The organism is Streptomyces sp. NBC_00234 (assembly GCF_036195325.1).
In the GTDB taxonomy this organism is placed as follows: Bacteria; Actinomycetota; Actinomycetes; order Streptomycetales; family Streptomycetaceae; genus Streptomyces.
In genome coordinates this window covers 541,241-566,344 of the sequence record NZ_CP108101.1, presented here as the reverse complement: position 1 = coordinate 566,344, position 25,104 = coordinate 541,241, and the positions used below count along the sequence as shown (strand labels likewise).

At 72.4% G+C, this 25,104-nt stretch carries 17 protein-coding genes and 2 pseudogenes; 12 read left to right on the top strand and 7 right to left on the bottom strand.

Annotated elements, in window-relative coordinates; translation table 11 throughout:
• Positions 1-43: 43 nt before the first annotated feature.
• Positions 44-3,088: an ATP-binding protein gene (locus OG230_RS02540; RefSeq protein WP_328908471.1), complete on the bottom strand. Its 3,045-nt coding sequence runs from the start codon at positions 3,086-3,088 to the stop codon at positions 44-46.
• Positions 3,089-3,329: 241 nt separating this feature from the next.
• On the opposite strand from OG230_RS02540, the gene OG230_RS02535 reads away from it, so the two are divergent.
• Positions 3,330-4,349, top strand: coding sequence for a helix-turn-helix domain-containing protein (locus OG230_RS02535; RefSeq protein ID WP_328908470.1), 1,020 nt, complete (start codon positions 3,330-3,332; stop codon positions 4,347-4,349).
• Between the two features lie 189 nt (positions 4,350-4,538).
• The gene (locus tag OG230_RS02530; RefSeq protein ID WP_328908469.1) at positions 4,539-8,357 is read left to right on the top strand and encodes a S8 family peptidase; all 3,819 of its coding nucleotides are present in this window, start codon (positions 4,539-4,541) and stop codon (positions 8,355-8,357) included.
• A gap of 528 nt (positions 8,358-8,885) precedes the next feature.
• Here the strand turns inward: OG230_RS02530 and OG230_RS36360 are convergent.
• Positions 8,886-9,935 (bottom strand): annotated as a pseudogene (locus OG230_RS36360) (AAA family ATPase); the annotation flags it as partial.
• Between the two features lie 341 nt (positions 9,936-10,276).
• Positions 10,277-11,332: a PRC and DUF2382 domain-containing protein gene (locus tag OG230_RS02520; protein ID WP_328908467.1), complete on the bottom strand. Its 1,056-nt coding sequence runs from the start codon at positions 11,330-11,332 to the stop codon at positions 10,277-10,279.
• Positions 11,333-11,721: 389 nt separating this feature from the next.
• On the opposite strand from OG230_RS02520, the gene OG230_RS02515 reads away from it, so the two are divergent.
• Both OG230_RS02515 and OG230_RS02510 read left to right on the top strand, forming a co-directional pair.
• Positions 11,722-12,366: an adenosylcobinamide amidohydrolase gene (locus OG230_RS02515; RefSeq protein ID WP_328911272.1), complete on the top strand. Its 645-nt coding sequence runs from the start codon at positions 11,722-11,724 to the stop codon at positions 12,364-12,366.
• Between the two features lie 56 nt (positions 12,367-12,422).
• Positions 12,423-13,325, top strand: a complete 903-nt coding sequence (locus OG230_RS02510) for an NAD(P)-dependent oxidoreductase (protein WP_328908466.1) — start codon at positions 12,423-12,425, stop codon at positions 13,323-13,325.
• Positions 13,326-13,368: 43 nt separating this feature from the next.
• Here the strand turns inward: OG230_RS02510 and OG230_RS02505 are convergent, their stop codons facing one another.
• Both OG230_RS02505 and OG230_RS02500 read right to left on the bottom strand, forming a co-directional pair.
• Positions 13,369-14,625 carry a sulfite oxidase gene (locus tag OG230_RS02505; RefSeq protein WP_328908465.1) on the bottom strand — a complete coding sequence of 419 codons (1,257 nt, stop codon included), beginning with the start codon at positions 14,623-14,625 and terminating at the stop codon, positions 13,369-13,371.
• Positions 14,626-14,786: 161 nt separating this feature from the next.
• The gene (locus tag OG230_RS02500) at positions 14,787-15,659 is read right to left on the bottom strand and encodes an RNA polymerase sigma factor SigF (protein ID WP_328908464.1); all 873 of its coding nucleotides are present in this window, start codon (positions 15,657-15,659) and stop codon (positions 14,787-14,789) included.
• A gap of 695 nt (positions 15,660-16,354) precedes the next feature.
• Between OG230_RS02500 and OG230_RS02495 the strand changes: the two genes are divergently transcribed.
• From OG230_RS02495 to OG230_RS02485, 3 genes are all read left to right on the top strand, one after another.
• Positions 16,355-17,275: an NADP-dependent oxidoreductase gene (locus OG230_RS02495; protein WP_328908463.1), complete on the top strand. Its 921-nt coding sequence runs from the start codon at positions 16,355-16,357 to the stop codon at positions 17,273-17,275.
• Positions 17,272-18,048 carry a GNAT family N-acetyltransferase gene (locus OG230_RS02490; protein ID WP_328908462.1) on the top strand — a complete coding sequence of 259 codons (777 nt, stop codon included), beginning with the start codon at positions 17,272-17,274 and terminating at the stop codon, positions 18,046-18,048. The genes OG230_RS02495 and OG230_RS02490 overlap by 4 nt, the downstream gene beginning before the upstream one ends.
• Before the next feature lie 185 nt (positions 18,049-18,233).
• Entirely contained in the window at positions 18,234-19,439 is a 1,206-nt protein-coding gene (locus OG230_RS02485) for a PP2C family protein-serine/threonine phosphatase (RefSeq protein WP_328908461.1), read from the top strand.
• A gap of 35 nt (positions 19,440-19,474) precedes the next feature.
• Here OG230_RS02485 and OG230_RS02480 read toward each other — a convergent pair whose 3' ends face one another.
• Positions 19,475-19,996 carry a hypothetical protein gene (locus OG230_RS02480; RefSeq protein ID WP_328908460.1) on the bottom strand — a complete coding sequence of 174 codons (522 nt, stop codon included), beginning with the start codon at positions 19,994-19,996 and terminating at the stop codon, positions 19,475-19,477.
• A gap of 343 nt (positions 19,997-20,339) precedes the next feature.
• Here OG230_RS02480 and OG230_RS02475 point away from each other — a divergent pair, with 343 nt between their 5' ends.
• The 5 genes and pseudogenes from OG230_RS02475 to OG230_RS02455 all read left to right on the top strand — a co-directional run bounded on the left by OG230_RS02475 (position 20,340) and on the right by OG230_RS02455 (position 24,533).
• Entirely contained in the window at positions 20,340-21,014 is a 675-nt protein-coding gene (locus OG230_RS02475) for a TetR family transcriptional regulator (RefSeq protein WP_328908459.1), read from the top strand.
• Entirely contained in the window at positions 21,011-21,787 is a 777-nt protein-coding gene (locus OG230_RS02470) for an SDR family NAD(P)-dependent oxidoreductase (RefSeq protein WP_328908458.1), read from the top strand. The genes OG230_RS02475 and OG230_RS02470 overlap by 4 nt, the downstream gene beginning before the upstream one ends.
• A gap of 68 nt (positions 21,788-21,855) precedes the next feature.
• The gene (locus tag OG230_RS02465; RefSeq protein ID WP_328908457.1) at positions 21,856-22,896 is read left to right on the top strand and encodes an NAD(P)-dependent alcohol dehydrogenase; all 1,041 of its coding nucleotides are present in this window, start codon (positions 21,856-21,858) and stop codon (positions 22,894-22,896) included.
• Positions 22,897-23,032: 136 nt separating this feature from the next.
• Positions 23,033-23,284: pseudogene (locus tag OG230_RS02460) on the top strand (DUF6191 domain-containing protein); the annotation flags it as partial.
• A 43-nt stretch (positions 23,285-23,327) separates the two neighbouring features.
• Entirely contained in the window at positions 23,328-24,533 is a 1,206-nt protein-coding gene (locus tag OG230_RS02455; RefSeq protein WP_328908461.1) for a PP2C family protein-serine/threonine phosphatase, read from the top strand.
• A 35-nt stretch (positions 24,534-24,568) separates the two neighbouring features.
• Here the strand turns inward: OG230_RS02455 and OG230_RS02450 are convergent, their stop codons facing one another.
• The gene (locus OG230_RS02450; RefSeq protein WP_328908460.1) at positions 24,569-25,090 is read right to left on the bottom strand and encodes a hypothetical protein; all 522 of its coding nucleotides are present in this window, start codon (positions 25,088-25,090) and stop codon (positions 24,569-24,571) included.
• Positions 25,091-25,104 lie beyond the last annotated feature (14 nt).

Here is a 25,104-nt window from a genome sequence, read left to right as displayed (position 1 = left end):
TCCAGGGCTGGCCAGACCGTAGAAAACCGGTGTTACCCACGAATTACCGTGGCGCCGGCAGGGCCTTCCCGGTGGCCCGCGCGGCGGCGAGTTCCTCTTCCAGCCGCCGCATTCCTTCGAGCACCTGCGGGTCGCGCGCCAGCGACACGGCATCGGCGCATTCGGCCAGCGCCGTGTCCGCCTCCGCCAGGCGCCCGCAGCGCAGGTCGACCTCGGCGAGCCCCACCAGGGCGTACGGGAGCACCCACGAGGTCCCCAGTGAACGGGCCAGCCGGACCGCCGCGTTGGCCAGCGCCGTCGCCCGAGCACGCTCACCCGTCAGCAGCTCGGCGCCCGCCAGATTGCACTGGTCGAAGGCGAGGACCGTGGGGTCTCCGGTACGGCGGGCGTTCGACACCGCGCGTCGCGCGTAGTCCCGCGCCGCCTCCGTCCGGCCCTCCTCCCGGGCCAGTTCGCCCACGACCGAGAGCGCGCTGGAGAGCAGGGCCGCATCGCCGGCGCGCTCGGCCGTCAGCAGCGCCGCCTCGGCCGCTCCACGGCTCTCGCGCACCTGCCCGGACACCATCAGAGCGGCGGCCCGGATCGTGAACATCCGGGAGAGCAACGGGTCCTGTTCCGCTTCGGGCAGCCGGGCCGTCTCCAGCTCGGCGCGGCGCAGCGCCGTCAACGTCTCCTCGTACTGGCCGGCGTAGAACGTGAGCGCACCGACGGCCAGGTGCAGGGCGACGCGGTCCTCGACGGCCGACCGGCCATGCACGGGTGCCGCACGGAGCACGTCGAGGCCGTCGAGCGGGCGTCCGGCCCGGCCGAGCACTTCGGCGAGCGACACGGCGGCCTGCAGCGCTCCGCCGAGGTCGCCGGCCGGTTCCATGTCCGCCAGGGCCCTGCGCAGCACTTCCTCGGCCTCCTGATAGCGCGCGGCGCGGCGCAGCACCTGACCCCAGGCCAGCCGCGCCTCGGACGCCGCGGCCCGGTCCGTGGCGTCGAGGTGGGTGACCAGCTCCTGGTAGTAGTCGCAGGCGCTGTCGTTCGCGTACAGGGCTGCCGCCCGGTCCGCGGCGGCCCGGAGGTAGACCGGCGCCCGTTCGTCGTCCGCCACCGTCATGTGGAAGGCGATGGTGTCCACGGCGTCGGGCCGCAGTCGTAGCACCGTGTCCGCGTACGCCTGGTGGATCCGCCGTCGCGCGGCCCTGCCCAGCTGCTCCGTGCACGCGAGGCGCACCAGGGGGTGGCGGAACGCGTAGCCGAGGACCGGACGGCCGCCGAGGACGACGTCGCGTTCCTCGACGAGCCCCGAACCGACGGCGGCGTCGAGCGCGGCCGTGATCTCGGGGCCGTGCAGCGGAGGGTGCAGACCGGAGGCGACGACCGGCTCCAGCTCGGCGAGCGAGACCGCGGTACCGCCGGCGAGCGACAGGGCGGCGAGCGTCTGTCTCGCGCTGCCGGGCAGCCGGGCCAGCCGGCTGCGGACGAGCCGGCGGATGCTGTCCGGAACGGCCTCGGCGCGCGGCTCCGCGGTGGTGCGCTGCCGCGGCACCATGCGCTCCAGGTCCGCCTCGGGGTCGCTGGTCAGTTCGAGCGCGAACAGCGGGTTTCCGAGCGAGAGTCGGAAGATGCGCGAGGCCGTGCGCCGGTCCTGCGTGCGCCCGCCGAGCCCGGCCGCCGCCGCGGCCAGCCCGGAGCAGTCGCTGCGGCTCAGCCGCAGCAGATCGATCTCCATCGCCATCCGCTGCCGCAGGATGCCGTCGAGCACCTGCTGCCGTACGTCGTCCGGCTGAAGGCTCTCGTCGCGGCAGGTGGCGATGAAGCGCCAGCGCCTGGTCTGCGTGGTCCGCACGAGGTGGTGGAGCAGGCTCAGCGACCCGGGGTCGGCGGACTGCAGATCGTCCAGGACGACGAGCACGGGGCGGGCCGCCGCGAGATCGGTGAGGACCCCGGCCACGGCACGGAACAGCCGTGCACGCTGCTCCTCCGGGCTCCCCGCGGCGGGCGGCCCGCCACCCAGGGAGGGCACCAGAGCGGCCAGCCCGGGATGTTCGGCACTCACCCGGGACCGCTCCTCGGTGCCGCAGCCCGCGAGATGACCGTCGAGGGCGTCCGCGAACACCCCGTACGGAGTCTGCCCCTCGGCCTCGTGACTGGTGCCCCACAGCACCCGGACACCCTGCGCCGCCGCCTGCCGGGCGGCCTCCGCGACCAGCCGGGTCTTGCCGATACCCGCCTCCCCGCGCACCACGACGAGCCGGGTGTCACCGCCGGCCGCCGAGGCGTGCGCGGACAGGAGCGCGAGAGGGCGTTCGCGGCCGAAGAGCGGGAGCCGCTCGGGGCGCCGGATGGCCGGGGGCAGCGGTGCGGGCTCCGGCACGGCACTGGCCGCCGGTACGGAGCCCAGCGCGTCGAGCGCGCCCAGCGCCGTCCGGTGCAGCGCCTCCAGCTCGGCGCCGGGACGGACTCCCAACTCCTCGGCGAGCGCCTCGCGGCACGCGTGGTACTGGCGGATGGCCTGGCGAGGGCGGCCCATGTCGTACCAGGTGCGGGCGAGCAGCAGATTCAGTGCCTCGTCGGCGGGGGACCGGTCCACCGCCTCGCGGAGCAGTCCCACGGCGTCGTCCGTACGCCCGTCGGCCAACAGCCGCCCCGCCAGGGCCGGTACGAGCTGTTCGCGCAGGACGTCGATACGGCGGCGGCGTTCGGCGGCCCAGTCGGCGTACCTGTCCTCCGGGAGCAGCTCCTGTTCCAGCGTCCGGCGCGCGGCCTCCAGCGCGTCGGCGTCGCCCGCGGCGAGCGCCGCGCGTGCCGCCTCCTCCGCCTCGTCGGCGTCGACCCGCACCCGTTCCGGCGCGAGGAAGAGCAGATCACCTTCCGCCACGAGGTAGGCGGAGGGGACGCGCGGCGCCAGCTCGGGCTCCAGAGCGTGGCGTGCGGCATGCAGGGTGACGCGCAGATTCCGTACTGCCGCCGCCATCGGCGTGTCCGGCCACAGGAGATCCATGACCTCCTCGCGGTGACGCCGCTGGGCCGGGGCCACCGCGAGCAGCTTCACCAGGGTCTGGGCCGTGCTCCGTCGCCACCTCCGGGGAATGGTCACCCCGTCGTCCCGAATCGCTGCAAATCCCCCGAGGAGGTGCAGGGCAAGTCCCGGTGCGTGCGGGGAGTCGGCCGTACCTGGCATGGCGCACACCTTAGCGATCAGCTGTCACCTGTACGACAACTGCCTACAGGCTGAGCGTTACTGCGGCGTTACTGTCCGCTCGGACGCCGGATCAGGTGGTTCCGTACGTCCCGCAGGGCGGCGAATCTGGGGCGACCGTGCCGCCAAGGGAAGGATCGTGGTGTTCGAAGCTCTGGGACTGACCGAGGAAGAGACCCGGATCTACGCGGAACTGGTGCGGCAGGGGCCGTGCCGGACCGAGCGGCTCCCGGCCCTGACCGGGCTGTCGGCCGAGCAGATCGAGGCGGCGCTGACGGGCCTGGCGGAGCAGGGCCTGCTCAGCCACACGCAGGACGCACGGCCCCGGGTGATCGCCTCGCCCCCGGACATCGCGGGCGAGGTCCTGCTGCTGCGCCGTATGCAGGAACTGCACACCGCCCGTGCGGCGATGGGACAGCTCGCCGCCGCGTACCGCACCACCGCGAGGCAGCAGGAGACCGACCGGATTCCGGTGGAGTTCACTCCGGACGCGGCGGTCGCCCAGCGCATCGACCAGATCCAGAGCAAGGCCCGTGACGAGGTCCTCATCTTCGACGTGCCGCCCTACACGTCGCTCGTCGGTGACCTCGGGACGCTCTCCAACGACCGTGAGATGGAGCAGCTTTCGGCGGGTGTGCGCTACCGGACGGTGTACGACCGCCGTGCGCTGGACGGCCCCGGCGGTCTCGTCAGGATCAGCCGGTACGTCGACGCGGGCGAGGAGGCGCGTTCCGCCCCCAGGCTGCCGATGAAGATGGTCATCGTTGACCGTGAAGTGGCGATCCTGCCCGCGCCCGGCGACGGCCTCGCGGGGCACCGCGGCTCCGTACTGGTCCGGCCCAGCCCCTTGCTGGACGGGCTGATCGCGCTGTTCGAGCAGTTCTGGGCGACAGGGCTGCCGCTCGCTCCCGTCGCCGGATCGCCCGACGCGACGGGGTCGGAACTGGACGATGCGGACGTGCGGCTTCTCACGCTTTTGCTCAGCGGAATGACCGACGAGGGGATCGCCAGACAGCTGGGGCTCGGCAGACGCACGGTGCTCCGCCGGGCCCGCGCCCTGATGGACCGGGCCGGTGCGGCGACGCGCATGCAACTGGGCTGGTACGCGGCGCAGCGGGGGTGGATCCGGCACGCGTCGCCCCAGGACGGCGGCAGATGAGGTGAGGGCGGTCGCCGCGCTGGCTCTTAGGTGACGCTGGCACCAATGCGCCGTCACCTGCCCTTCTGTGCCGTACGAAGCCGGTTGTAGCGTCCCGGACTGCGACGCCGTACCTGTACATGACACGAAGTCATCCCATCTTCGCTGTCGTTCCGCGGCGCGCCATCGCCCCCGATCTAGGAGGAGCACGTGCAGCACCCTTCGCGAGGGAGAAACCGGAGACGACTGCTGGCCACCGCCGTGGTCGTCGCCGTCAGTGCCACCCTGCCCGGCCTCACCGGTGTGGTCGGTGCCCAGGCGGCACCGTCCGCGACCGGAATCGTGCAGCCCGCCACCCGGGCCGGCACGACCGTCGACATCACCCTCGTCACCGGCGACACCGTCACGGTCACCACCGGGGCGGACGGCAAGCAGTCCGTGGACGCCCGGGCGGCCACGGGCACGTCGAAGCACTTCGAGACGTTCGCCGGGCCCGACGGCGATCTGTTCGTCATCCCCTCGGACGCGAGCGACGCCGTCGCTTCCGGGGCGGTCGACAAGCGCCTGTTCAACGTGACGCAGCTGATCAAGGACGGTTACGGCGACGCCACGTCCGAGGCGATGCCCGTGATCGTCTCCTACGACGAGAAGCTCTCGGCGGGCGCGCTGAAGCAGCGTGCGGACGCCCTGCCGGCGAGCGACCGGGGCCCGGTCATCGACCGGCTGGACATGGCCGGCGTACGGGTCGAGAAGGACGGGGCCAGGGCCTTCTGGCAGTCCGTCAAGCCCGTCAGCAAGAAGCCCGCCAAGGGGAAGGCTGTCACCGTTCCCGGTGCCGCGAAGGTCGACCGGCTCTGGTACGACGGCAAGGCCAAGGCGACCCTGGACAAGAGCGTGCCGCAGATCGGCGCCCCCGAGGCGTGGGCTGCCGGGTACGACGGTGCAGGCGCCAAGGTCGCCGTCCTCGACACCGGCATCGACCCCGACAACGCCGACGTCAAGGACCGGATCACCAAGACGGAGAGCTTCGTCCCGGGCCTGCCCGTGAACGACGGCAACGGCCACGGCACCCACGTCGCCGCCACCATCGCGGGCAGCGGCGCCAACGCGGACGGCAGGCTCAAGGGCGTCGCCCCCGCCGCCGACCTGATCATCGGCAAGGTCCTCGACAACTCGGGCTCCGGTGGCTACTCCGGAATCCTGGCCGGGATGGAATGGGCCGCCAACGAGGGCGCCGACGTCGTCAGCATGAGCCTCGGCGGCCCCGCCACGGCCGGTGGTGACGTGATGACCGAGGCGGTGGACCGGCTCAGCGCCTCCACCGGCACCCTCTTCGTGATCTCCGCGGGCAACTCAGGACCCGGCGCGATGAGCGTCGGCAGCCCCGGTACGGCCGACTCCGCCCTCACCGTCGGCGCGGTGGACAAGTCCGACGTCCTCGCAGGCTTCTCCAGCCGGGGCCCGCGCAAGGGCGACTACGCCATCAAGCCGGAGATCACCGCACCGGGCGTCGGCATCGTGGCCGCGCGCGCCGCGGGAACCTCCCTCGGCACGCCGGTGAACGAGTACTACACCTCGCTGAACGGCACCTCCATGGCCGCGCCGCACGTCTCGGGCGCCGCCGCCATCCTCGCCCAGCGTCACCCCGACTGGTCCGGGCAGCGCATCAAGAACGCCCTGACGGCGCACGCCAAGCCCGCACCCGGCTACACGGCGTACCAGCAGGGCAACGGCCGCGTCGACATCCCGGCCGCACTCGACCCGAAGCTGGAGCTGTCCGGCAGCGGTGACTTCGGTCTGGTCGAGTGGCAGGAGGGGGCCTACGAGAAGGAGACCCGCACGGTCACCCTCTCCAACCCGACGGGTACCGACACCACGGTGACCCTCGCCTCCGAGGTCAGCGGCACCCTGCCGGCCGGGGCCCTCACCCTGCCCGCGCAGCCGGTCACGGTCCCGGCGAACGGCACCGCCGAGGTGCCCGTCGTACTCGACCCGAACGGCGTCGCCGTCGGCGAGTACTCCGGCCGGATCACCGCGACCACCCCGGAAGGCGCAACCGCCCACACCGTCGTCGGTTTCACCACGGAGGCGAAGCGGTACGGTCTGAGCCTCGACTTCAAGGACCGCCGAGGCGGTTCGTCGCCGTCCGTCCGGTACCTGGTCATGGGCCTGGACAACGACTACTTCTCGTCGTTCACCTTCGTTGGGGGGCACCAGGAACTGCGGTTGCCCGTCGGGAAGTACACCGTCACGGGACAGCTCAGCACCGCAGGCATCGGCACATCCAGCGAGGCGTACGCCACCGACCTGTTCAACGTAGCCGAGATCGACCTCACCGAAGGGGACGGCGGCGCCACGGTCGACGCCACCAAGGCGACGGACTTCCGGATCGTCACGCCCGACGAGAAGAGGGCGCTGGAGAACTCCGAGTTCTCGCAGCAGCTCACCAGGACCTCGGCCACCAAGCGGCGGTCCATGTCGGGTGTCGCGGGCCTCGTCAACTGGTCCGATCAGCGCTTCGGCGCCATTCCGAGCGCCAAGCCGGCCACGGGCGAGCTGTGGGCCTCCTTCTACCAGAGCCGGCGGGAACCGCTGGTACGGGCGACCGTCACCCGGCCCGACTCCTTTGCCATCAGCGCGAAGACGTCGAGCTACCTCAACCGCTTCGACGGGACGAAGTCCTTCGATGTCATCGACGTCGGATCGGGCTCTGCCGCCGACCTCGAGGGCAAGGACCTCGCGGGCAAGGCCGCTCTGCTGCACGTCGACTCCACCTATGCCGAGAGCTCGACGCTCGTCAAGTCCGTCGAGAAGGCCGGAGCCTCCGCGATCGTCCTGGCCCCCAATGACGACTCCCCGCAGGGCATCGTCATCCTCGGCGTCACGGTCCCCTACATCGCCACGAGCCACGCCGACGGCGCCAAGCTCGCGGCAAGCCTGGCCAAGGGCCGTACGACCGTCGCGCTGAAGGGCGTCGAGGAGTCCGGCTACTCCTACGCGGGACAGTGGGACTTCAACAACGGCATTCCGGCGAACCTCGCCGTCCCTGCCCGGTCCGGGGACTTCGCCAAGATCAAGAACTCGTTCCACAGCGACGGTGCCGGTCGTGTCGGCTACTACACGATGCACTCCTGGGGCCCGTACCCCATGACGTCGTTCCGCTCCGCCCAGTTCCTGCAGCAGGGTCATCAGCGTGACGACTACGTGCGCGCCGCGTCCTCGGTGACGTACGGCCAGAACGTCATGGCCCGGACGGATCATCCCGCCGGTATGCAGGAGACGTCCAGGAGCTACCGGCCGGGCCAGGTGACGGAGGAGGCCTGGTTCGAGCCGGCCATGCACCCGTCCAACTGGACCCAGTACATCTGCAACTTCTGCCGCACCGACGCAGGCACGGTCTTCGGTGGCCAGCTCGGCGGCGACTCGGATGCCGACCACTACCTGAAGAGCAACCGGGCCCGCGCCTGGAGCTACTACCGCAACGGCGAGCGCATCACCGACACCACCCAGCTCCTGGTGAAGGAGAAGGCCGACTACGTGTTCGTCGACGACAACACCCGGTCCACGGACTACACCGGCGTCAACCTCGGCACCAAGGTCCGTACCGAGTACGGCTTCACGTCCGCCGCTCCGACAGAGATGCAGGTGGACAACTGCACCGCCACCGTCCCGAAGGCCACCACGTGTGAGGCACTGCCGGTCGTCCTGCTCGACTACGGGATGAACACCGACATCCTCAACCGGGTGTCCGCCGGCCAGAGCTACTCCTTCACCGTGGACGCCTCCCGCTCCAAGGGCTGGGAGGGCTCCACGAAGATGGCCGGAGCCAAGGTCTCGGTCAGCTACGACGACGGCGCCACCTGGAAGTCCGTCGACGTCGACCGGGTCGACGGCAACTCCTTCCGGGCCTCCTACCGGAACGCCGACCTCGCGGCCACCAACGGATTCGTTTCCGTCAAGGCGGAGGTCCGGGACGAGGCGGGCAACCGCACCGTCCAGACGATCACCCGGGCCTACGCCCTGAAGTAACCGCGCACCGGCTGCCGTCCGCCCCGCGCGGGCGGCAGCCACCGCACGCCCGGCAGGCAGCGCCAGTGTGTAGACGCTGCCCGTGCCGCCAGGAGCGGCGCGCACCCAACCCAGGCGCAACGCCTGGTCGAGGCCGGTCAGAAAGCGCGCACGCGCGCCCTGGCCGGCCTCGTGGGTGAGAGCGGCCAACGACAGACCCCGCGGGTGCCGCGCGATCAGCTCCACCACCTCGCGCACCTGCCAGGACTCCCTGCCCAGCCGCCGGCCGACCAGATCCTCCCCGCCCCGCATCACCTCCATCACGCACAGGGGATTGCCCCCCGAGAGAGCGAACATCTCGTGTCCCGCGTCGCCGCCACCCGCCAGTCGCGCGCACTGCGCCTCACTCAGCCTGCCGAGCGCGAGCCGGTGTGCACCGGTGCGGCCCGGCCATCCGCGCTTCCCGCTCCGGTTCGCCACCACGAACCTCACCGGCAGCCGCGCGCAACGTGCCGTCAGCCGGCGCAGCAGGCGCGCGGCGGCCGGCCCGGCCCGGTCCAGATCGTCCAGGAGCAGGACGACGGGGCGGGACCGGGCCAGGGCGGTCACGAAGGCGCACAGGTCGGTGACACCCGCGTCGTCCGTCCGCTTCATGTCCCCGTACAGGGACGGCAGTACGGCGGCGAGAGCGGGGTGTGCCAGCGCGACCGAGGCGCGGCCGGCCGCGTCCAGCCGCCCCACGAAGTCATCGACCGGCGCGAGGACGGCCTCGTACCCGCCGCCCTCGTCCGTGCGGCTCCCCGACGCGTGCAGGACATGGGCTCCGCTTCCGCGCAGCCGCGCCGCGGCCTCGGACAAGGTCCGCGACAGGCCGATTCCGGGTTCACCCGTCAGCTCCACCACCGACGGGCGGTCCGGCCGGGGCAGGGCGGTGAGCAGGGCCAACTCGGCCTCCCGGCCCACGAATTCCAGCGCTTCGGCGACGGGGGGCGGGGCGGGCGCCGCTACGGCCAGAGCCCGCGCGAACAGATCGCGCAGGGGCCGGTCCGGCTCCGTGCCGCAGGCGTCGACCAGAGCTTCGCGGTACGCGTGGTAATGCTGAACGGCCTCTCCGTGGCGGCCCGACGCGATCAGACGCCGCAGGAGCGCGCGGCAGACGTCCGCCGCCAGCGGGTCGGCACGGAGGACCGCACTCAGTACCTCGTTCACGCGCCCCGACGTGTCCGTCCCCTGCTCCGCGCAGCCGACCGCCAGCGCGCGCCGCAACTCCCGGTGGCTGCTCCGAGCCGCCCGCACAAAGGTCTCGTCGCCGTCGTCGGGCAGCACCTCGGGCAGCAACAGGCGTACCAGCGCGCACGGTTCATCCGTCCGGCGCCCGGCCGCAGCCTCACGGATCACGGCCAGGTCCACCCGCACCCGCCCGTCCGCCAGACCCACCGAACCGTCCTCACCGGACACGACGTACGAGGACGGGGCCCCGGCACCCAGGCCGGGTTCCAGGGCACGCCGCACCGCGTGCAGGGCCACCCGCAGACTCCGCGCCGCCGAAGCGCGGTCCGCGTGCGGCCAGAGCAGCGCTGCGAGCCGGGCGCGGTGCATCCGGGCCCCGTCCGCCACCGCCAGGGCCTTGAGGAGCCGTTGCGCACTGGGCCGGGACCACCGCCCGGGGGGCAACGCCCGGCCGCCGCACTCCACCCGGAAGCCACCGAGCACTCGGATGGTGACGGTCTCCGCCACTGACAGGGTCACCGGATTCCCCTCCGTGAGCCGGACCATGATGCGGCGACACGGTAGGAAGACCTCGTTACCCGCCCATTACCCGTTGCCGGTCGGGTCCTGCGGCGAAGCGGCTCACTGGGAGGACGACGAAGGGGCGGACCCGAATGCCGCGGGTCCGCCCCCTGCCTTGCGGTGTACGTCGGTCCGTCGCGTACAGGGGGTCAGCGGCGGCGTCCCTGACCGAACTCGCCGCCCGTGTCCTTGCCGCTGCCCATGTCCTTCCCGTCCGCGTAGTCGATCTTCTCCTTGCGGATCTCGGCGGAGACTTCCTTCTGCTCGGTGACCCTGTTGGTTTCGAGGCGGACACGTTCCACCGGCACGGCCTCCTTGCGGACGGTGGCCCGTTCCGCGTGGAGGGTGACCTCGACGTCCTCTTCGCCGAAGCTCGACGTCCCGGCGGACTTCTCGCCCGGCCGCATGGGCTCGCGGACGACGCGTACCTCCTCGTGGGAGACGGGCACGGTGCGGGTGACGTTCTCGGTCACCACGTACTTGTGCAGGCGCGCCTTTCCGCTCTCGTACTCCTCCGTCCCGACGTGCAGCTGCTCCTCGGAGCGGATCATTTCGTCCTTGCCGCCACGGTCGGTCGCGGACCGTTCGGCCCCGGCGCCCACGAGCGGACGCCCCGTCGTCGCGGGGGTGTCACGGTGCTTGCCCGCACCGGCGCCGGCTCCTGCTCCCGCCGTCCCGGCCGTGCCCGCGGTCGTCGTCCTGCCGGCACCCGCTGCGGGGGTTCCGGTGGCGCGGGTGGTCCCCGCAGCGCCCGCAGCGCCTGCGGTTCCCGCGGCACCCGCCGCTCCGGCCGCGCCCATCGTGCCGGTTCCGGCCACGGTCGGAGCTCCGGGGCCCGTACCGGTCCCCATAGCCGCCGATCCTCCGGGCTTGGCGGTCGTCTTCCGCGTGAGGCCGTAGTGGCGGTAGAGCTCCTCCTCCTCCGTTACGGAGAGGTGGGCGTCCGCGTCGACCCGCGGGGCGTCCTTGACCTTGTCCTTCGGATGAGAGATGTGCAGGTCGGAGGCGACCCGGCGGGCTCCGGCGAGCGGTACGAAGCTCTCCTTCATGCCGAACATGCCGGTCTTGACCGTGATCCAGTCGGGCTTGCCCGTGACGTCGTCGACGTACACCCGCCCCACGCTTCCGACCTTCTCGCCCTCGTTGTCGTAGACGTTCAGACCGTCAAGCTCTGCGGAATCCGTGAAACCGTCTGCGGCTCCCATGGCCGATTCCTCCTCGCCCGGACGCGTCCTGTGGGTGGGTCCAGCAGGGAAGGCGCGCCCGGCTTCCATCGCGCCTCACCCGGATGGACGCTGCAACCTCCCGGCCGGTGGGGTCGACACGTCAGAGGCCCGGCGCGTGGGCCTCGGCCCCGTGCCGGGCCGTTGCGGGGCCCCCGCCACCATTAGGCCGAACGGGTGACGCCCGGGGTTCTCCTCGCCCGGGGGGCGGACAGGGTGGCCGGGCGGACGGTGCAGGTCCGGGCCGGTTCCGGCCACGCGTCCGCGCCCGGCTCCGGGCGCGTTTCGTGCGCGCCTATGATCGACGGGCCATCGACGACCTCGTCACGCCGTGCCACCGGGGGTGCACCATCCATTCCGTACGCGTCCTCGTGCCGGAACAACGCGGTGAGCTCCTGGCCCGCCAGGAGGACGGCCACCGTCTCCACCACCTGGTCTGGCGGCTCGGCCCCGGATGGCGGGTCTGCAGCAGCGCCGTCCTCGGCGGCGGAATCGGTCCCCGCGCCTGGATTCTCAACGCGCAGGTCCCGGGTGGCTATCCCCGTATGGACCCGGACCGTCATCTCGCCGAGATCGCCGCCGACGAGGCGCTCACCGGCCCCGGCGCCGGCCTGATGACGGCCGCCGACGTCACCGCCCGCACCGTGGCGGCCGACGGGGGAGTGACCGCGACCGTCACCGCCGGACTCGGCGTACGGGGATGGGCCGCCGCCCCGGACGAGGGCGGAGGCCCGCCGCGGCCGGGCACCGTCAACATCGTCGTGACCCTTCCCGTCGCCCTCTCCGACGCCGCACTCGTCAACGCCGTCGCGACCGCCACCGAGGCCAAGGTCCAGGCGCTCCTGGACGCCGGTCTCGACTGCTCGGGCACCCCCACCGACGCGGTGTGCGTCGCCGCGCCGGAACCGGGCGACGATCCGGCGGAGCCCTTCGCCGGGCCGCGTTCGCCCTGGGGGTCGCGACTCGCCAGGGCCGTGCACAGCGCCGTTCTGGAGAGCGCGCTGCGGCAGTCTTGAGTCCTGCCCGCCGCGCCGTGCTCCTCCCCGGCGCGGCCGATGGAAGGAACCTCCGCATGACAGCCGCTCCCGCCCCCTCGCCCGGCGCCGTTCCCGGGAAGCCCACCGTCGCGGTCCTCGGTACCGGAATCATGGGCTCCGGCATGGCCCGCAGCCTGCTCAGGGCCGGCATCCAGGTCCGCGCGTGGAACCGCACCCAGGACAGGGCCCGGCCCCTCGCGGGCGCGGGCGCCACCGTCGCGGACACCGCGGAGGACGCCGTGCGCGGTGCCGACGTCGTCCTCACCGTGCTGAACGACGGCCGGTCCGTCGCCGAGACCCTGACGGCGGCCACCCCCGGCCTCCGGCCCGGCCAGATCTGGCTGCAGAGCTCCACGGTCGGCCCCGACGTCACCACGGACCTGGCGCACCGGGCCGCCGGGCTGGGGCTCGTCTATCTGGACTCTCCGGTCGCCGGCACCAAGCAGCCGGCCGAGCAGGGCAAGCTGACGGTGTTCGTCTCCGGGCCCTCCTCGGCCAGGGCCGTCGTGGGGCCGGTCCTCGACGCGATCGGGCAGCGCACCCTCTGGCTCGGCGAGGACCCCGGAGCGGCGTCACGGCTGAAACTGGTCGTCAACACCTGGGTGATCAACCTGGTCAGCAGCGTGGCCGAATGCCTCAACCTCGCGGACGGACTGGGCGTGCCTCCCCAGGTGTTCCTGGATGCCATGAAGGGCGGCCCGCTGGACACCCCGTATCTGCAGGCCAAGGCCGGCGCGGTCCTCTCGGGGGACCTCACGGCGAGCTTCGCCCTGTCCACGGCGCTCAAGGACTCCCGCCTCATCCTCGAAGCGGCCGGGGCCGCCGGGGTGAAGCTCGATCTGGTCGCCGCCTCCACCGCACGGTTCGCCCGCGCGGAGGAGGCCGGACACGGGGCCGAGGACATGATCGCCACGTACTACGCGGGACGCGCCGAATAGTGGACGCGTCCCGCGTACTGCGGAGCACCGGCACGGGCGGCTCTCAGACGACGGTCACCGGATGGCGCACGACCGCGTCGAAGAGATAGCCCTGGGTGTTGTGGACCGAGACCTCCGGCTGGCTGCGGCCCGAGCGGTCCGTCGCTCGCGCAAGCAGCACGGCGGGCCCCGGCTCGGCGGGAACCCAGTCGGCCGACCAGCGGACCCAGCTGCCCTGCCGGGGCTCGTCCCGAAGCCGCGCCCGGTGCCACCGCGTACCACCGTCCGTACTGACCTCCACCGAGCGCACCGGTGCGCCGCCCGACCAGGAGCGGCCCGTCAGCACCTGGTGCCGGTGCGCGGTGAACGTGGCCCCCTGCGCGAGTTCGAACGCGCTCTTCAGGGTCTGCCGGCTCAGCGGAGCGCTGCCCTCCGGCGGATGCGCGGGGCCGAACAGCCGGTACAGGGTCGTGTTCCACGGGGACAGCAGCGGCTGGGCGCTGACCTCGATGTCGCCGACCCACTTGATGCTCGCGATGCCCACCCACGAGGGCACGATCAGCCGGACCGGGAAGCCGTGGTCGGGCGGCAGCGGCTCCCCGTTCATCTCGTAGGCCAGCAGCACGTCGTCCAGCGCCTTCGCCACCGGCAACGGCCTGCGCACCCGGCCCAGTTGGATGCCGTCACTGACGACCTCGCCGTCCAGCCCGCGGGGCAGGACGTCGACGGCGTCGCGGCCGATGCCCGCGCGGTGCAGCACGTCCGCGAGCCGGACCCCGCGCCAGCGTGCCGTGCCGATCGCCCCGAGGGTCCACGCGGTGCCGGTGACCGGCTGGTTCTGCTGCGAGGCGTAGAAACTGCGGGCATTGCCGGCGCACTCGACGAACGCCGTACGGCTGACGGAGGGAAGGGCGAGCAGATCCGCGTACGAGAACTCCACCGGCCCGCCGGTCAGCCCGTCGCCCCAGACCTTCAGGCGCCAGTCGGCGGCGTCGATCCGGGGGGTCGCGGTGTGGTTGCGGACGAAGAACCGGTCGGCGGGCGTGAGCAGACCCGTGTCACGCAGCGCCGCGAAGTTCGTCTCGGCGTTCGTGCCGCGCAGGGTGAACAGCTCGGGCGGCAGCGGCTTCACCACGCCCGGAAGCGAACCCGCCGCGTGGGCGGGCGAGGCCACCGAGGCCAGCGACCCCGCCGCCGAGGCAGCCGCCACGAGCTTCAGCAGATCGCGCCGGCCGACCCCGGCGGATCTGGCACGGCCACGGGTCCACTGCCGCAGCCGTATCCGGTCGTAGGCGGCTTCGGACGGCGGTACGGAACTCATGAGCACTCCAGGGGGAGACGGAAGCGGGACAGTCAGGTGCCGGGCGGTACAAGACTGCCCACCTCACCGTTCGCTATGAATAACTCCCGTCACTCCATAGGGATTTGGCCACACGATTGACATGCTGCCGCAACAGATGACGTCCCGTTGCCCGGAGGCGCTCAGTCCTCGGTGAGCATTCCGCTGCGGAGCCTGCCCAGCATGCGGCTGAGCAGCCGGGAGACATGCATCTGGGAGATGCCGAGCGCCTCACCGATCTGCGCCTGCGTCATCTCCTGGCCGAAACGCATGTCGATGATGCGGCGCTCGCGCTCGTCGAGCTCGCAGAGCAGCGGCGCGAGGGCATGGAGGTTCTCGACGCTCTCCATGGCCGGGTCCGGCTCGCCCAGCACATCGGCGAAGGTGCGCCCGCCCGCGCTGAGCTTCCACGACTCCGACGTGTCGGTCGGCATGTCCAGGGACCCCGCGGTGTAGCCGTTGGCGGCGACGATGCCCTCGGTGACCTCGTCCTCCTCGATCCCCAGATGCTCGGCGAGCTCATGGACCGTGGGTTCGCGGTCGAGGTCGCCCGACAGGGACTCCTTCGACTTGGCGAGGTCCACCCGCAACTCCTGCAGGCGCCGGGGCACATGGACGGCCCAGCTGGTGTCGCGGAAGAAGCGCTTGATCTCTCCGGCGATGTACGGGACGGCGAACGACGTGAACTCGACCTCGCGGGACAGGTCGAAGCGGTCGATGGCCTTGATCAGGCCGATCGTCCCCACCTGGACGATGTCCTCCATGTCGCCGCTGCCGCGGTTGCGGAACCGGCCCGCGGCGAAGCGGACCAGGGACAGGTTCATCTCTATGAGGGTGTTGCGCGCGTACTGGTGCTCGGCGGTGCCCTCTTCGAGAACCTGCAGGCGATCGAAGAAGAGCCTCGACAGTTCGCGTGCGTCCTTCGGAGCGATCTTCCCGGCATCCTCGATCCACGGCAGCTCGTCCGTGGCCCCGGTCGCTCGCGCATCGGCGGCCCGCGCAGTCTGCGCCGTCATCTCGTCACGCTCCCCTGGTTGTTGGCCATGAGGTCTATCCGTCTGCCCCCGACCGCAGCGGTCATGCGTAACGGAGGGAGGTGATCCGGGGATGCGCGCTCTTTGGCCGGTAATCGCTGCTACCGGCTGCGAAGTGCCGTAGTAGGGGCCGCGCTTGGCCGGGAGACCACAGAACCGCCCCACCGGTACGGGGGAGCCCGGTGGGGCGGTCGGCTCCAGAGTGCCACAGACGGCGAGTGCGTGGAGCCCGACCGGCCGGTATTCCACGCTCTTTGAGTTGATTTCGATGTCCGGCCCCCGGCGGGGCGTGCGAGGCAGGGCGGGAGGGGCAGTTGCGGGGGTGGGTGACGACGGTGTGCGTGACGGCGGGGGAGTCGTCAGCGGCGTGGTGGTGGCTGCTCGGCCCCGAGAAGCGGGCGGAGTCCCCGGCCCCCAGGAGGTACGGGACGTAGTCCGCCACCAGGGGCACCTCACCCAAGGCTCCAGCCCGGTCCGGACCCGTCGGCTGAGGTTTTCGGCCAGCGCCGCACGCACCGGGCCCCCGTCCGCGCCAACCGTTGCGTGCGCATGAACAGTCCGCCGCCCCGGGAATACGTGCACGGCGAACGGACTTGCCGCTGGTGTCGCCCTGCGGCTGCCGGGCCGCCGGCCGCCCCGCCGGGCAGCCGACGAGACGAACCGGAGCGAGGGAACTCATGGCCAAGGCGTACGTATTCACCCGGCACGGCGGACCCGAGGCGGAAGCCTTCGCCGATCTGCCCGTGCCGGAGCCGGGCCCCGGCGAACTGCTCGTCGCCGTCAGGGCGGCCGGCGTCAACCCCGTCGACTGGAAGCTGCGCGACGGGTACACGCGGCCGGGCAGCGCCCCCGCCGTCCTGCCCGCCGTCCTCGGCAGCGAGGCGTCCGGAATCGTGGTGGCGACCGGGCCGGGCGTGGAAGGGTTCGCCCCCGGGCAGGCGGTCTTCGGCTGCCCGCTGACCGGCGGATACGCCGAGTACACCCTGATGCCCGTCGCCGTCACCGCCCACAAGCCGGACGCGCTGTCGTTCACGGACGCGGCGGCCCTGTCGGTCGCCGCGGCCACCGCCTACGACGGGGTGCGTCAGCTCGACCCGGCCCCCGGATCGACCCTCCTGATCACCGGGGCGGGCGGCGGCGTGGGGGTCGCCGCCGTACAGCTCGCCCACCACCTCGGCGTCCGGGTCGTCGGCACCGCGAGCGCCGCGAAGAAGGACCTCGTCGAGTCGCTCGGAGCCGTCCACGTGCCGTACGGCCCGGGCGTCGCGGAGCGCATCCGGGCCGCCGCCCCCGAGGGCGTCGACGCGGTCTACGACCTGGCCGGCGGCGACGATCTGACCGTCGCGGCCGGTCTGGTCCGGGACCGCGCGAAGCTGATCAGCGCCGGAGGCAAGCAGCTGGTGGTCGAGCTCGGCGGAGCGGCCGTACGCCGGGCCCGGAACGCCGCCGTGCTCGACGAGGTGGCCCGGCTCGTCGTCGAGGGCGTCCTCCACGCCCATGTGACGCAGACCTTCCCGTTCGCCGAAGCGGGTCAGGCTCTGCGTACGGTGGAGAGCGGACACGCACGCGGCAAGATCGTGATCGAGGTGGCTCCATGAGTTCCGCGGACGCCCTCGCGGGAGGGGCCCGGCCCGGAGGGCCGGCCGGTCACCCGCTGGACAACCCCGCCCGGTCCTCGCTGACCGGTCCCCACGCCCGCTTCGCCGAGCGGCGTGGCCGCATCCTGCGCTACCCGCCCGACGTCACCCCGTGGCTGGCCCTGCCCGACGACCCGGACGCCCGGGACTGGGCCGATGTCGCCGCGCTCGCCGGACCCGGCTCCTCCGTGACGCTCACCGCCTTCCGGGAGCCGCCCCCCGCCGACTGGCAGATCGTCTTCCACGCGGAGGGGGTCCAGCTCGTCGACGAAACCGTGTCCGCGGCCCCCGATCCGGAGGCCGTGCCGCTCGGCCCCGCCGACGTGTCCGAGATGCTCGAACTGGTCGAGCGCACCCGGCCCGGCCCGTTCACCCGACGCACCGTCGAGCTCGGCACCTACCTCGGCATCCGCCGCTCCGGGGTGCTGGTCGCGATGGCGGGGGAGCGGCTGCACCCGCCGGGCTGGACCGAGATCAGTGGCGTCTGCACCGACGAGTCCGTGCGCGGGCAGGGACTCGCAGGCCGCCTCGTGCGTGCGGTCGCCCACGGCATCAGGGAGCGCGGCGAGACGCCGTTCCTGCACGCCGCGGCGTCCAACACCAACGCGATCCGGCTCTACGAGTCGCTCGGCTTCGGACTGCGCCGCCGGACGGCGTTCCTCTCGGCGCTCGTACCGCACACCCTGCCCGCCCTCGGGCGGGAGGACGGAACCCGCACGGCCGCCCGGCGCTGAACGAAGTGACCCGCGGCACAGGACCTTCGGCCCGGAACCACGGGCCGAAGGTCCCGCTGCGGCGTGCCCCGGGACCTTTGCCCGGCCCCGAGGGCCCTTAGGCCCATGACGAGGCGTCCCGCCCCCCGGTCCACTGGAAGGAAGAGTGGAAACGGAGTGGACGACAGGAGATGGGAGAGGTGCGAGTGACCACGGGAATCAGGCGTCGTACGACAGGACGCGTGCCCCGGCCGGCGGAACTGGACGCGAGGGAGGCGGCAGCCGGTGCGTCCCGCATCGGGAACCGCGCGCTGACCGGCGTCGTGGCCGTGTTCACCGTCCTCGTCGTGGTCCTCGACTACCTCATAGGCGCCGACCTCCAGGTCATTCCGCTGCTGGTGGTCGCCCCCGCACTCGCCTCGGTCTTCTGCACGGTCCGTCAGACCGTGTCGGTCGCCCTCTGGGTCACGGCTGTCATCGTCGTCTCCCGTCTCCTGATCGGCGACACCTTCTGGGCTCTTGCGCTCAGCATCGGATTCTCCGTGCTCGCCTGCGGCCTCGGTGTGGGGTCCTGCGCCATGCGCATCCGCCACGCCGTCGAGCTCGCGAGGCTGCGGACCGCCGCCGGAGCGCTCCAGCGGCAGATCCTGCGCCCGCTGCCCGTCCTGACCGACCAGGTCTTCGCCCATGGACTCTACGAGCCCATCGAGGAGGATCGTCTCGTCGGCGGAGACATCTACGAGGTCGTCGAGTCGCCGCACGGCACCCGGGTCATCATCGGCGATGTGCAGGGCAAGGGCCTGGCCGCGATGGGAGCGGGCCTCGCCGCCCTCGGCGCCTTCCGCGAAGCCGCCTTCCGCGAGCCGGCGCTCACCGGGGTCGCCGACGCACTGGAGGACGCGGTCGTCCGGCACAACGCCACCTCCGCCCAGGCCGGTGAGACCGAACGCTTCGTGACGGCCCTGATCCTCGGCTTCGACTCCGACGGCCGGGTGGAGGCCGTCAACTGCGGTCACATCGCGCCGCGGATGCTCCACGACGGGGAGGCCCGCGTCGTCCGGCTCCGGCGGACCTCCGTGCCGCTCGGCATGGCGGAACTCAGCCCCGAGGTACGGACCGCCGAGTGGTTCGACTTTCCGTCCGGCGCCACCCTGCTGGTGTGCACGGACGGCGTCACCGAGGCGCGCGACGCGTCGGGCGCCTTCTACCCGCTGGACGAACGTCTGGACCGCTGGGTGCGCTGGGGCCCCCGCGAGGTCCTGGACGCGCTCCGCACCGACCTCGAAGCGTTCACCGGCGGGGTCCGCCGCGACGACATAGCGGTGCTCGCCCTCCGTGGGGCGACCGTGCACCGCACGCGGCAGCCCGAACTGCCGCGTGCGAACGGGCTGCTGACCGCGGACACTCCCTAGGCCGTGGGCCCGGCCCCGAGAAGGTCCGGAGCCGGTCAGGCGGCGCGGCAGAGCGCCGCGGCCTCGGCCGGGGCCGAGGTGCGGGCCACCGTCGTGGGCACGGGCGGGGTGGTGCGGGTGGCAGCGCCCTGCGCGTGGTTCCGCGCGAAGACGACGAGGCGCAGCACCGCGAACCGGGCGATTCCGGCGAGCGCGGAGGCGGACAGGTAGACGACCTGCTCCAGCACCGCACCGGGCCCTGCCACCAGGTGCTGCAGGACGAACATCGCCACGCAGGTCACCGCGTAGGCAGCTGCCGCGGACCCGGCCGACTGCGTGTGCTGGCGCCAGGTCGCGCGTCCGCCCGCGCCGAAGGTGAAGCGGGCGTGCAGCTCGGTGGCCAGGAGCGTGGAGACCACGGTGATCAGGGCGTTGGCCAGGACCCAGGGAATCCAGGAGGCGAGGGCCACCACGGCGAAGCTGGAGGCGAGCCCCACCCCGCCGCCGCAGAGCACGAAGCGGGCGAAGGCGGTGATGGCGCCCGGGGCCGCCTGCTCCTGGCTCTGTGTTGTCTCCATGACCCGACCCCTTTGATGGCTCACTCCGCGAATCGCGCACCCTTCGGCCTGCGTGGCCGAGTGGTGCGCTGCCAGTGGTGCCATCATGGCACATGAATGGCACCACTGCGTTGCCATATGTGGCGCCGCTTGCGTCGTCGATGGCGCCACTGTGGCGATGTGCTCGTGAATGCGCAGGTCAGTGGCCTGGCGTGCGTCAGGGTGCGGCGGCGCCGAGGTGCTTCCGTCGCGGATCGCGCTCGTGGCCTCCGGTTCGATCCGGGCGGAGGGCTCGTGTCGCACCTCGGGATGTCCCGACGAGACTTCTGTCGCGTCGGGACATTTTTGGGTGTACGGTGCACATATGAACGCGGAACGGAAGGCCCCGGAGAGGCGCAGCCGCAAGGCTCGCCGGACCCGGGACACGCTGGCGCAGGCAGCTTTCGAGCTCGTACTCGACCGGGGCCTGAAGAACGTGACGGTCGAGGAGATCGCGGAACGCGCGGACGTCGACCGGCGCACCTTCAGCCGGTACTTCGCGAGCAAGGAAGTCGCCGTCCTCGACTCGCTGCGAGGCGACGGGGGCCGGATCAACGACGCCCTGCGAGCCCGACCCGCCGAGGAACCCCCGCTCACCGCCTACCGGCGCGCGGTCCTCGACTGGCTCGGCGACACCACCGCCGAACCCTGGCACCGCCGTCCCCGGATCTTCGACCTGCTGGTCGTGGCCGAGGAGGAGCCGACCCTCTACGCGGCGTTCCACCACATCCGGGTGGACGCCCAGGAGGAGTCGGTCGCCATCATCGCCGACCGGATGGGCGTCGACCCTCGGCAGGACATCCGTCCCGCCGTCACGGTCGCGGCCGGGGCGGGAGCGCTCCTCGCCGCCCAGGCCGCCTGGGTGCGCGGCGGCGCTCCCGCCGATCTGCCCGTCCTGGTCGTCCAGGCATTCGACGCCCTCGCCGGCGATCTGCTCACGAGGCAGCCGGCCGGGGCGGAGCAGCACCACAGCACCACGGAAGGAAACGACATCTCATGAGCACCGACACCCCCACCGTCGCCGAAGCCGAGTTCGCGGGCCGCACGGCCCTCGTCACCGGTGGCGCCTCCGGCATCGGCCTCGCGCTGGCCGGGCGACTGGCCGCCGGCGGCGCGGCCGTGGTCATCGCCGACTACGACGAGGAAAGCGCCCGTAAGGCAGCTGCGGAACTGGAAGCCGCCGGCGCCAAGGCCGCGGCCGTCGCCATGGACGTGACCGACCCCGCCTCCGTCGAAGCCGGTGTGCGCTTCGCCGTCGAGACGTTCGGCGCCCTGCACCTCGCCGTGAACAACGCGGGCATCGGCGGCCCGTCCGCCCCCACCGGCGAGTACGCGATCGAGGACTGGAACCGGGTCGTCGCGACCAACCTCAGCGGTGTCTTCCACTCGCTGCGCTACGAGCTCCCCGCGATCGTCGCCGCGGGCGGCGGCGCCATCGTCAACATGGCGTCGATCCTCGGCACCAACGGCTTCGCGGGATCGCCTGCCTACGTCGCCGCCAAGCACGGCGTCGTCGGCCTCACCAAGTCGGCGGCCCTCGAATACGCCGCCCAGAACGTCCGGATCAACGCGGTCGGCCCCGGCTTCATCGACACCCCGCTGCTGCGCAACACCGAGGGACCGGCCCGCGAGCACCTCATCTCGCTGCACCCGGCCGGACGGCTCGGCACGGCCGAGGAAGTGGCCGAACTCGCCGCCTTCCTGCTCTCCGACCGCGCGTCGTTCATCCACGGCAGCTACCACCTCGTGGACGGCGGCTACTCCGCCGCATGACCGCCCCGAGTGGCGAACGGGGGCCGGGGGGCGAGCAATGAGTAAAAGGAAAGACTGAGGAGAACCCCATGAAAGCCGTTCAGTACCGCACCGTCGGTGCCGCTCCCGAGGTCGTCACCGTGCCCGACCCCGAGGTGGGCCCGGGGCAGGTCCTGCTGAAGGTCACCGCCGCCGGGGTGTGTCACTCCGACATCGCCGTGATGAGCTGGCCCGCCGAACAGCTCCCCTTCCCGCTGCCCCTCACCCTGGGGCACGAGGGAGTCGGCACCGTCGCCGCCCTCGGCGACGGAGTGAGCGGATTCTCGGTCGGCGACTCGGTGGCCGTCTACGGTCCCTGGGGCTGCGGTATGTGCGTCAACTGCGCCGAGGGCAAGGAGAACTACTGCCTGCGCGCCAAGGAGCTCGGCATCGTCCCGCCCGGCCTCGGCGCCCCCGGTGCCATGGCCGAGTACATGATCGTCGACAACCCGCGCCACCTGGTGCCGATCGGCGACCTCGACCCGGTGAAGACGGTGCCGCTCACCGACGCCGGCCTGACCCCGTACCACGCGATCCAGCGCTCGATGCCCAAGCTGGTGCCCGGTGCCACGGCGGTCGTCATCGGCACGGGCGGCCTCGGCCACGTCGCGATCCAGCTCCTCCGCGCCATGACCTCGGCGCGGGTCATCGCGCTCGACGTCAGCGACGAGAAGCTCGCCCTGGCCAGGACTGTGGGAGCCCACGAGGCCGTCCTGTCCGACGAGCACGCCGCCGCCAAGGTGCTCGAAATGACCGGTGGGAACGGGGCGCACGTCGTCCTCGACTTCGTCGGCGCGCCGCCCACCGTGAAGACGGCCGGAGCGGTCGCCCGCGTCGACGGCGACGTCACCATCGTCGGCATCGGTGGCGGCACCCTCCCGGTCGGCTTCGGTGTGCTGCCGTACGGAGCGACCGTCACCGCGCCGTACTGGGGCTCGCGCAAGGAGCTCGCCGAAGTCCTCGACCTCGCCCACGCCGGGGCCGTCGACGTCCACGTCGAGACGTACTCGATCGACGAGGCGCCGCTCGCCTACGAGCGGCTCCACGCCGGCCAGATCAACGGTCGCGCCGTGATCCTCCCCAACGGCTGACACCGGGAGCCACCTCCCGCCGTGCGGGCCGTCGCAGGTGAGCGACGGCCCGCTTCGACGTTCCCGGTCGTGTGGCCCCGAGCCCGTGCGCGACACCCGCTTCCGCCGGGTCCGGGCCGTCGGTGACACTGGCGCCATGGAATTCGCCGTGCTGATGACGTTGCCCGGACTGGTCATCGGGCTCACCCTGCTCGCCTTCGTCGACCAGATCCTGCTCCGCGCGGGGCGGGCCGGCATGCTGCCATGGCGCAACAGCGCCCGCAGGGGCCAGGTGTCGGCGACGGGCTTCGAGCAGTTGCACGCCACCTTCTCGCCCGGCAAGCAGAGCGAGCTCAAGGAGCGCCGCAGCGCGCTCCTGATGCGCGACGACGAGGAGGACGGCGCCCCGCGAGTGGAAACGGAGTGGACGACAGGAGATGGGAGAGGTGCGAGTGACCACGGGAATCAGGCGTCGTACGACAGGACGCGTGCCCCGGCCGGCGGAACTGGACGCGAGGGAGGCGGCAGCCGGTGCGTCCCGCATCGGGAACCGCGCGCTGACCGGCGTCGTGGCCGTGTTCACCGTCCTCGTCGTGGTCCTCGACTACCTCATAGGCGCCGACCTCCAGGTCATTCCGCTGCTGGTGGTCGCCCCCGCACTCGCCTCGGTCTTCTGCACGGTCCGTCAGACCGTGTCGGTCGCCCTCTGGGTCACGGCTGTCATCGTCGTCTCCCGTCTCCTGATCGGCGACACCTTCTGGGCTCTTGCGCTCAGCATCGGATTCTCCGTGCTCGCCTGCGGCCTCGGTGTGGGGTCCTGCGCCATGCGCATCCGCCACGCCGTCGAGCTCGCGAGGCTGCGGACCGCCGCCGGAGCGCTCCAGCGGCAGATCCTGCGCCCGCTGCCCGTCCTGACCGACCAGGTCTTCGCCCATGGACTCTACGAGCCCATCGAGGAGGATCGTCTCGTCGGCGGAGACATCTACGAGGTCGTCGAGTCGCCGCACGGCACCCGGGTCATCATCGGCGATGTGCAGGGCAAGGGCCTGGCCGCGATGGGAGCGGGCCTCGCCGCCCTCGGCGCCTTCCGCGAAGCCGCCTTCCGCGAGCCGGCGCTCACCGGGGTCGCCGACGCACTGGAGGACGCGGTCGTCCGGCACAACGCCACCTCCGCCCAGGCCGGTGAGACCGAACGCTTCGTGACGGCCCTGATCCTCGGCTTCGACTCCGACGGCCGGGTGGAGGCCGTCAACTGCGGTCACATCGCGCCGCGGATGCTCCACGACGGGGAGGCCCGCGTCGTCCGGCTCCGGCGGACCTCCGTGCCGCTCGGCATGGCGGAACTCAGCCCCGAGGTACGGACCGCCGAGTGGTTCGACTTTCCGTCCGGCGCCACCCTGCTGGTGTGCACGGACGGCGTCACCGAGGCGCGCGACGCGTCGGGCGCCTTCTACCCGCTGGACGAACGTCTGGACCGCTGGGTGCGCTGGGGCCCCCGCGAGGTCCTGGACGCGCTCCGCACCGACCTCGAAGCGTTCACCGGCGGGGTCCGCCGCGACGACATAGCGGTGCTCGCCCTCCGTGGGGCGACCGTGCACCGCACGCGGCAGCCCGAACTGCCGCGTGCGAACGGGCTGCTGACCGCGGACACTCCCTAGGCCGTGGGCCCGGCCCCGAGAAGGTCCGGAGCCGGTCAGGCGGCGCGGCAGAGCGCCGCGGCCTCGGCCGGGGCCGAGGTGCGGGCCACCGTCGTGGGCACGGGCGGGGTGGTGCGGGTGGCAGCGCCCTGCGCGTGGTTCCGCGCGAAGACGACGAGGCGCAGCACCGCGAACCGGGCGATTCCGGCGAGCGCGGAGGCGGACAGGTAGACGACCTGCTCCAGCACCGCACCGGGCCCTGCCACCAGGTGCTGCAGGACGAACATCGCCACGCAGGTCACCGCGTAGGCAGCTGCCGCGGACCCGGCCGACTGCGTGTGCTGGCGCCAGGTCGCGCGTCCGCCCGCGCCGAAGGTGAAGCGGGCGTGCAGCTCGGTGGCCAGGAGCGTGGAGACCACGGTGATCAGGGCGTTGGCCAGGACCCAGGGAATCCAGGAGGCGAGGGCCACCACGGCGAAGCTGGAGGCGAGCCCCACCCCGCCGCCGCAGAGCACGAAGCGGGCGAAGGCGGTGATGGCGCCCGGGGCCGCCTGCTCCTGGCTCTGTGTTGTCTCCATGACCCGACCCCTTT

Excerpts from the sequence above, each read along its gene's own strand:
- OG230_RS02520 (WP_328908467.1), bottom strand. The coding sequence starts at position 11,332 with ATGGGAGCCGCAGACGGTTTCACGGATTCCGCAGAGCTTGACGGTCTG.
- OG230_RS02510 (WP_328908466.1), top strand. The coding sequence starts at position 12,423 with ATGACAGCCGCTCCCGCCCCCTCGCCCGGCGCCGTTCCCGGGAAGCCC.
- OG230_RS02505 (WP_328908465.1), bottom strand. The coding sequence starts at position 14,625 with ATGAGTTCCGTACCGCCGTCCGAAGCCGCCTACGACCGGATACGGCTG.
- OG230_RS02500 (WP_328908464.1), bottom strand. The coding sequence starts at position 15,659 with ATGACGGCGCAGACTGCGCGGGCCGCCGATGCGCGAGCGACCGGGGCC.
- OG230_RS02495 (WP_328908463.1), top strand. The coding sequence starts at position 16,355 with ATGGCCAAGGCGTACGTATTCACCCGGCACGGCGGACCCGAGGCGGAA.
- OG230_RS02490 (WP_328908462.1), top strand. The coding sequence starts at position 17,272 with ATGAGTTCCGCGGACGCCCTCGCGGGAGGGGCCCGGCCCGGAGGGCCG.
- OG230_RS02480 (WP_328908460.1), bottom strand. The coding sequence starts at position 19,996 with ATGGAGACAACACAGAGCCAGGAGCAGGCGGCCCCGGGCGCCATCACC.
- OG230_RS02475 (WP_328908459.1), top strand. The coding sequence starts at position 20,340 with ATGAACGCGGAACGGAAGGCCCCGGAGAGGCGCAGCCGCAAGGCTCGC.
- OG230_RS02470 (WP_328908458.1), top strand. The coding sequence starts at position 21,011 with ATGAGCACCGACACCCCCACCGTCGCCGAAGCCGAGTTCGCGGGCCGC.
- OG230_RS02465 (WP_328908457.1), top strand. The coding sequence starts at position 21,856 with ATGAAAGCCGTTCAGTACCGCACCGTCGGTGCCGCTCCCGAGGTCGTC.
- OG230_RS02450 (WP_328908460.1), bottom strand. The coding sequence starts at position 25,090 with ATGGAGACAACACAGAGCCAGGAGCAGGCGGCCCCGGGCGCCATCACC.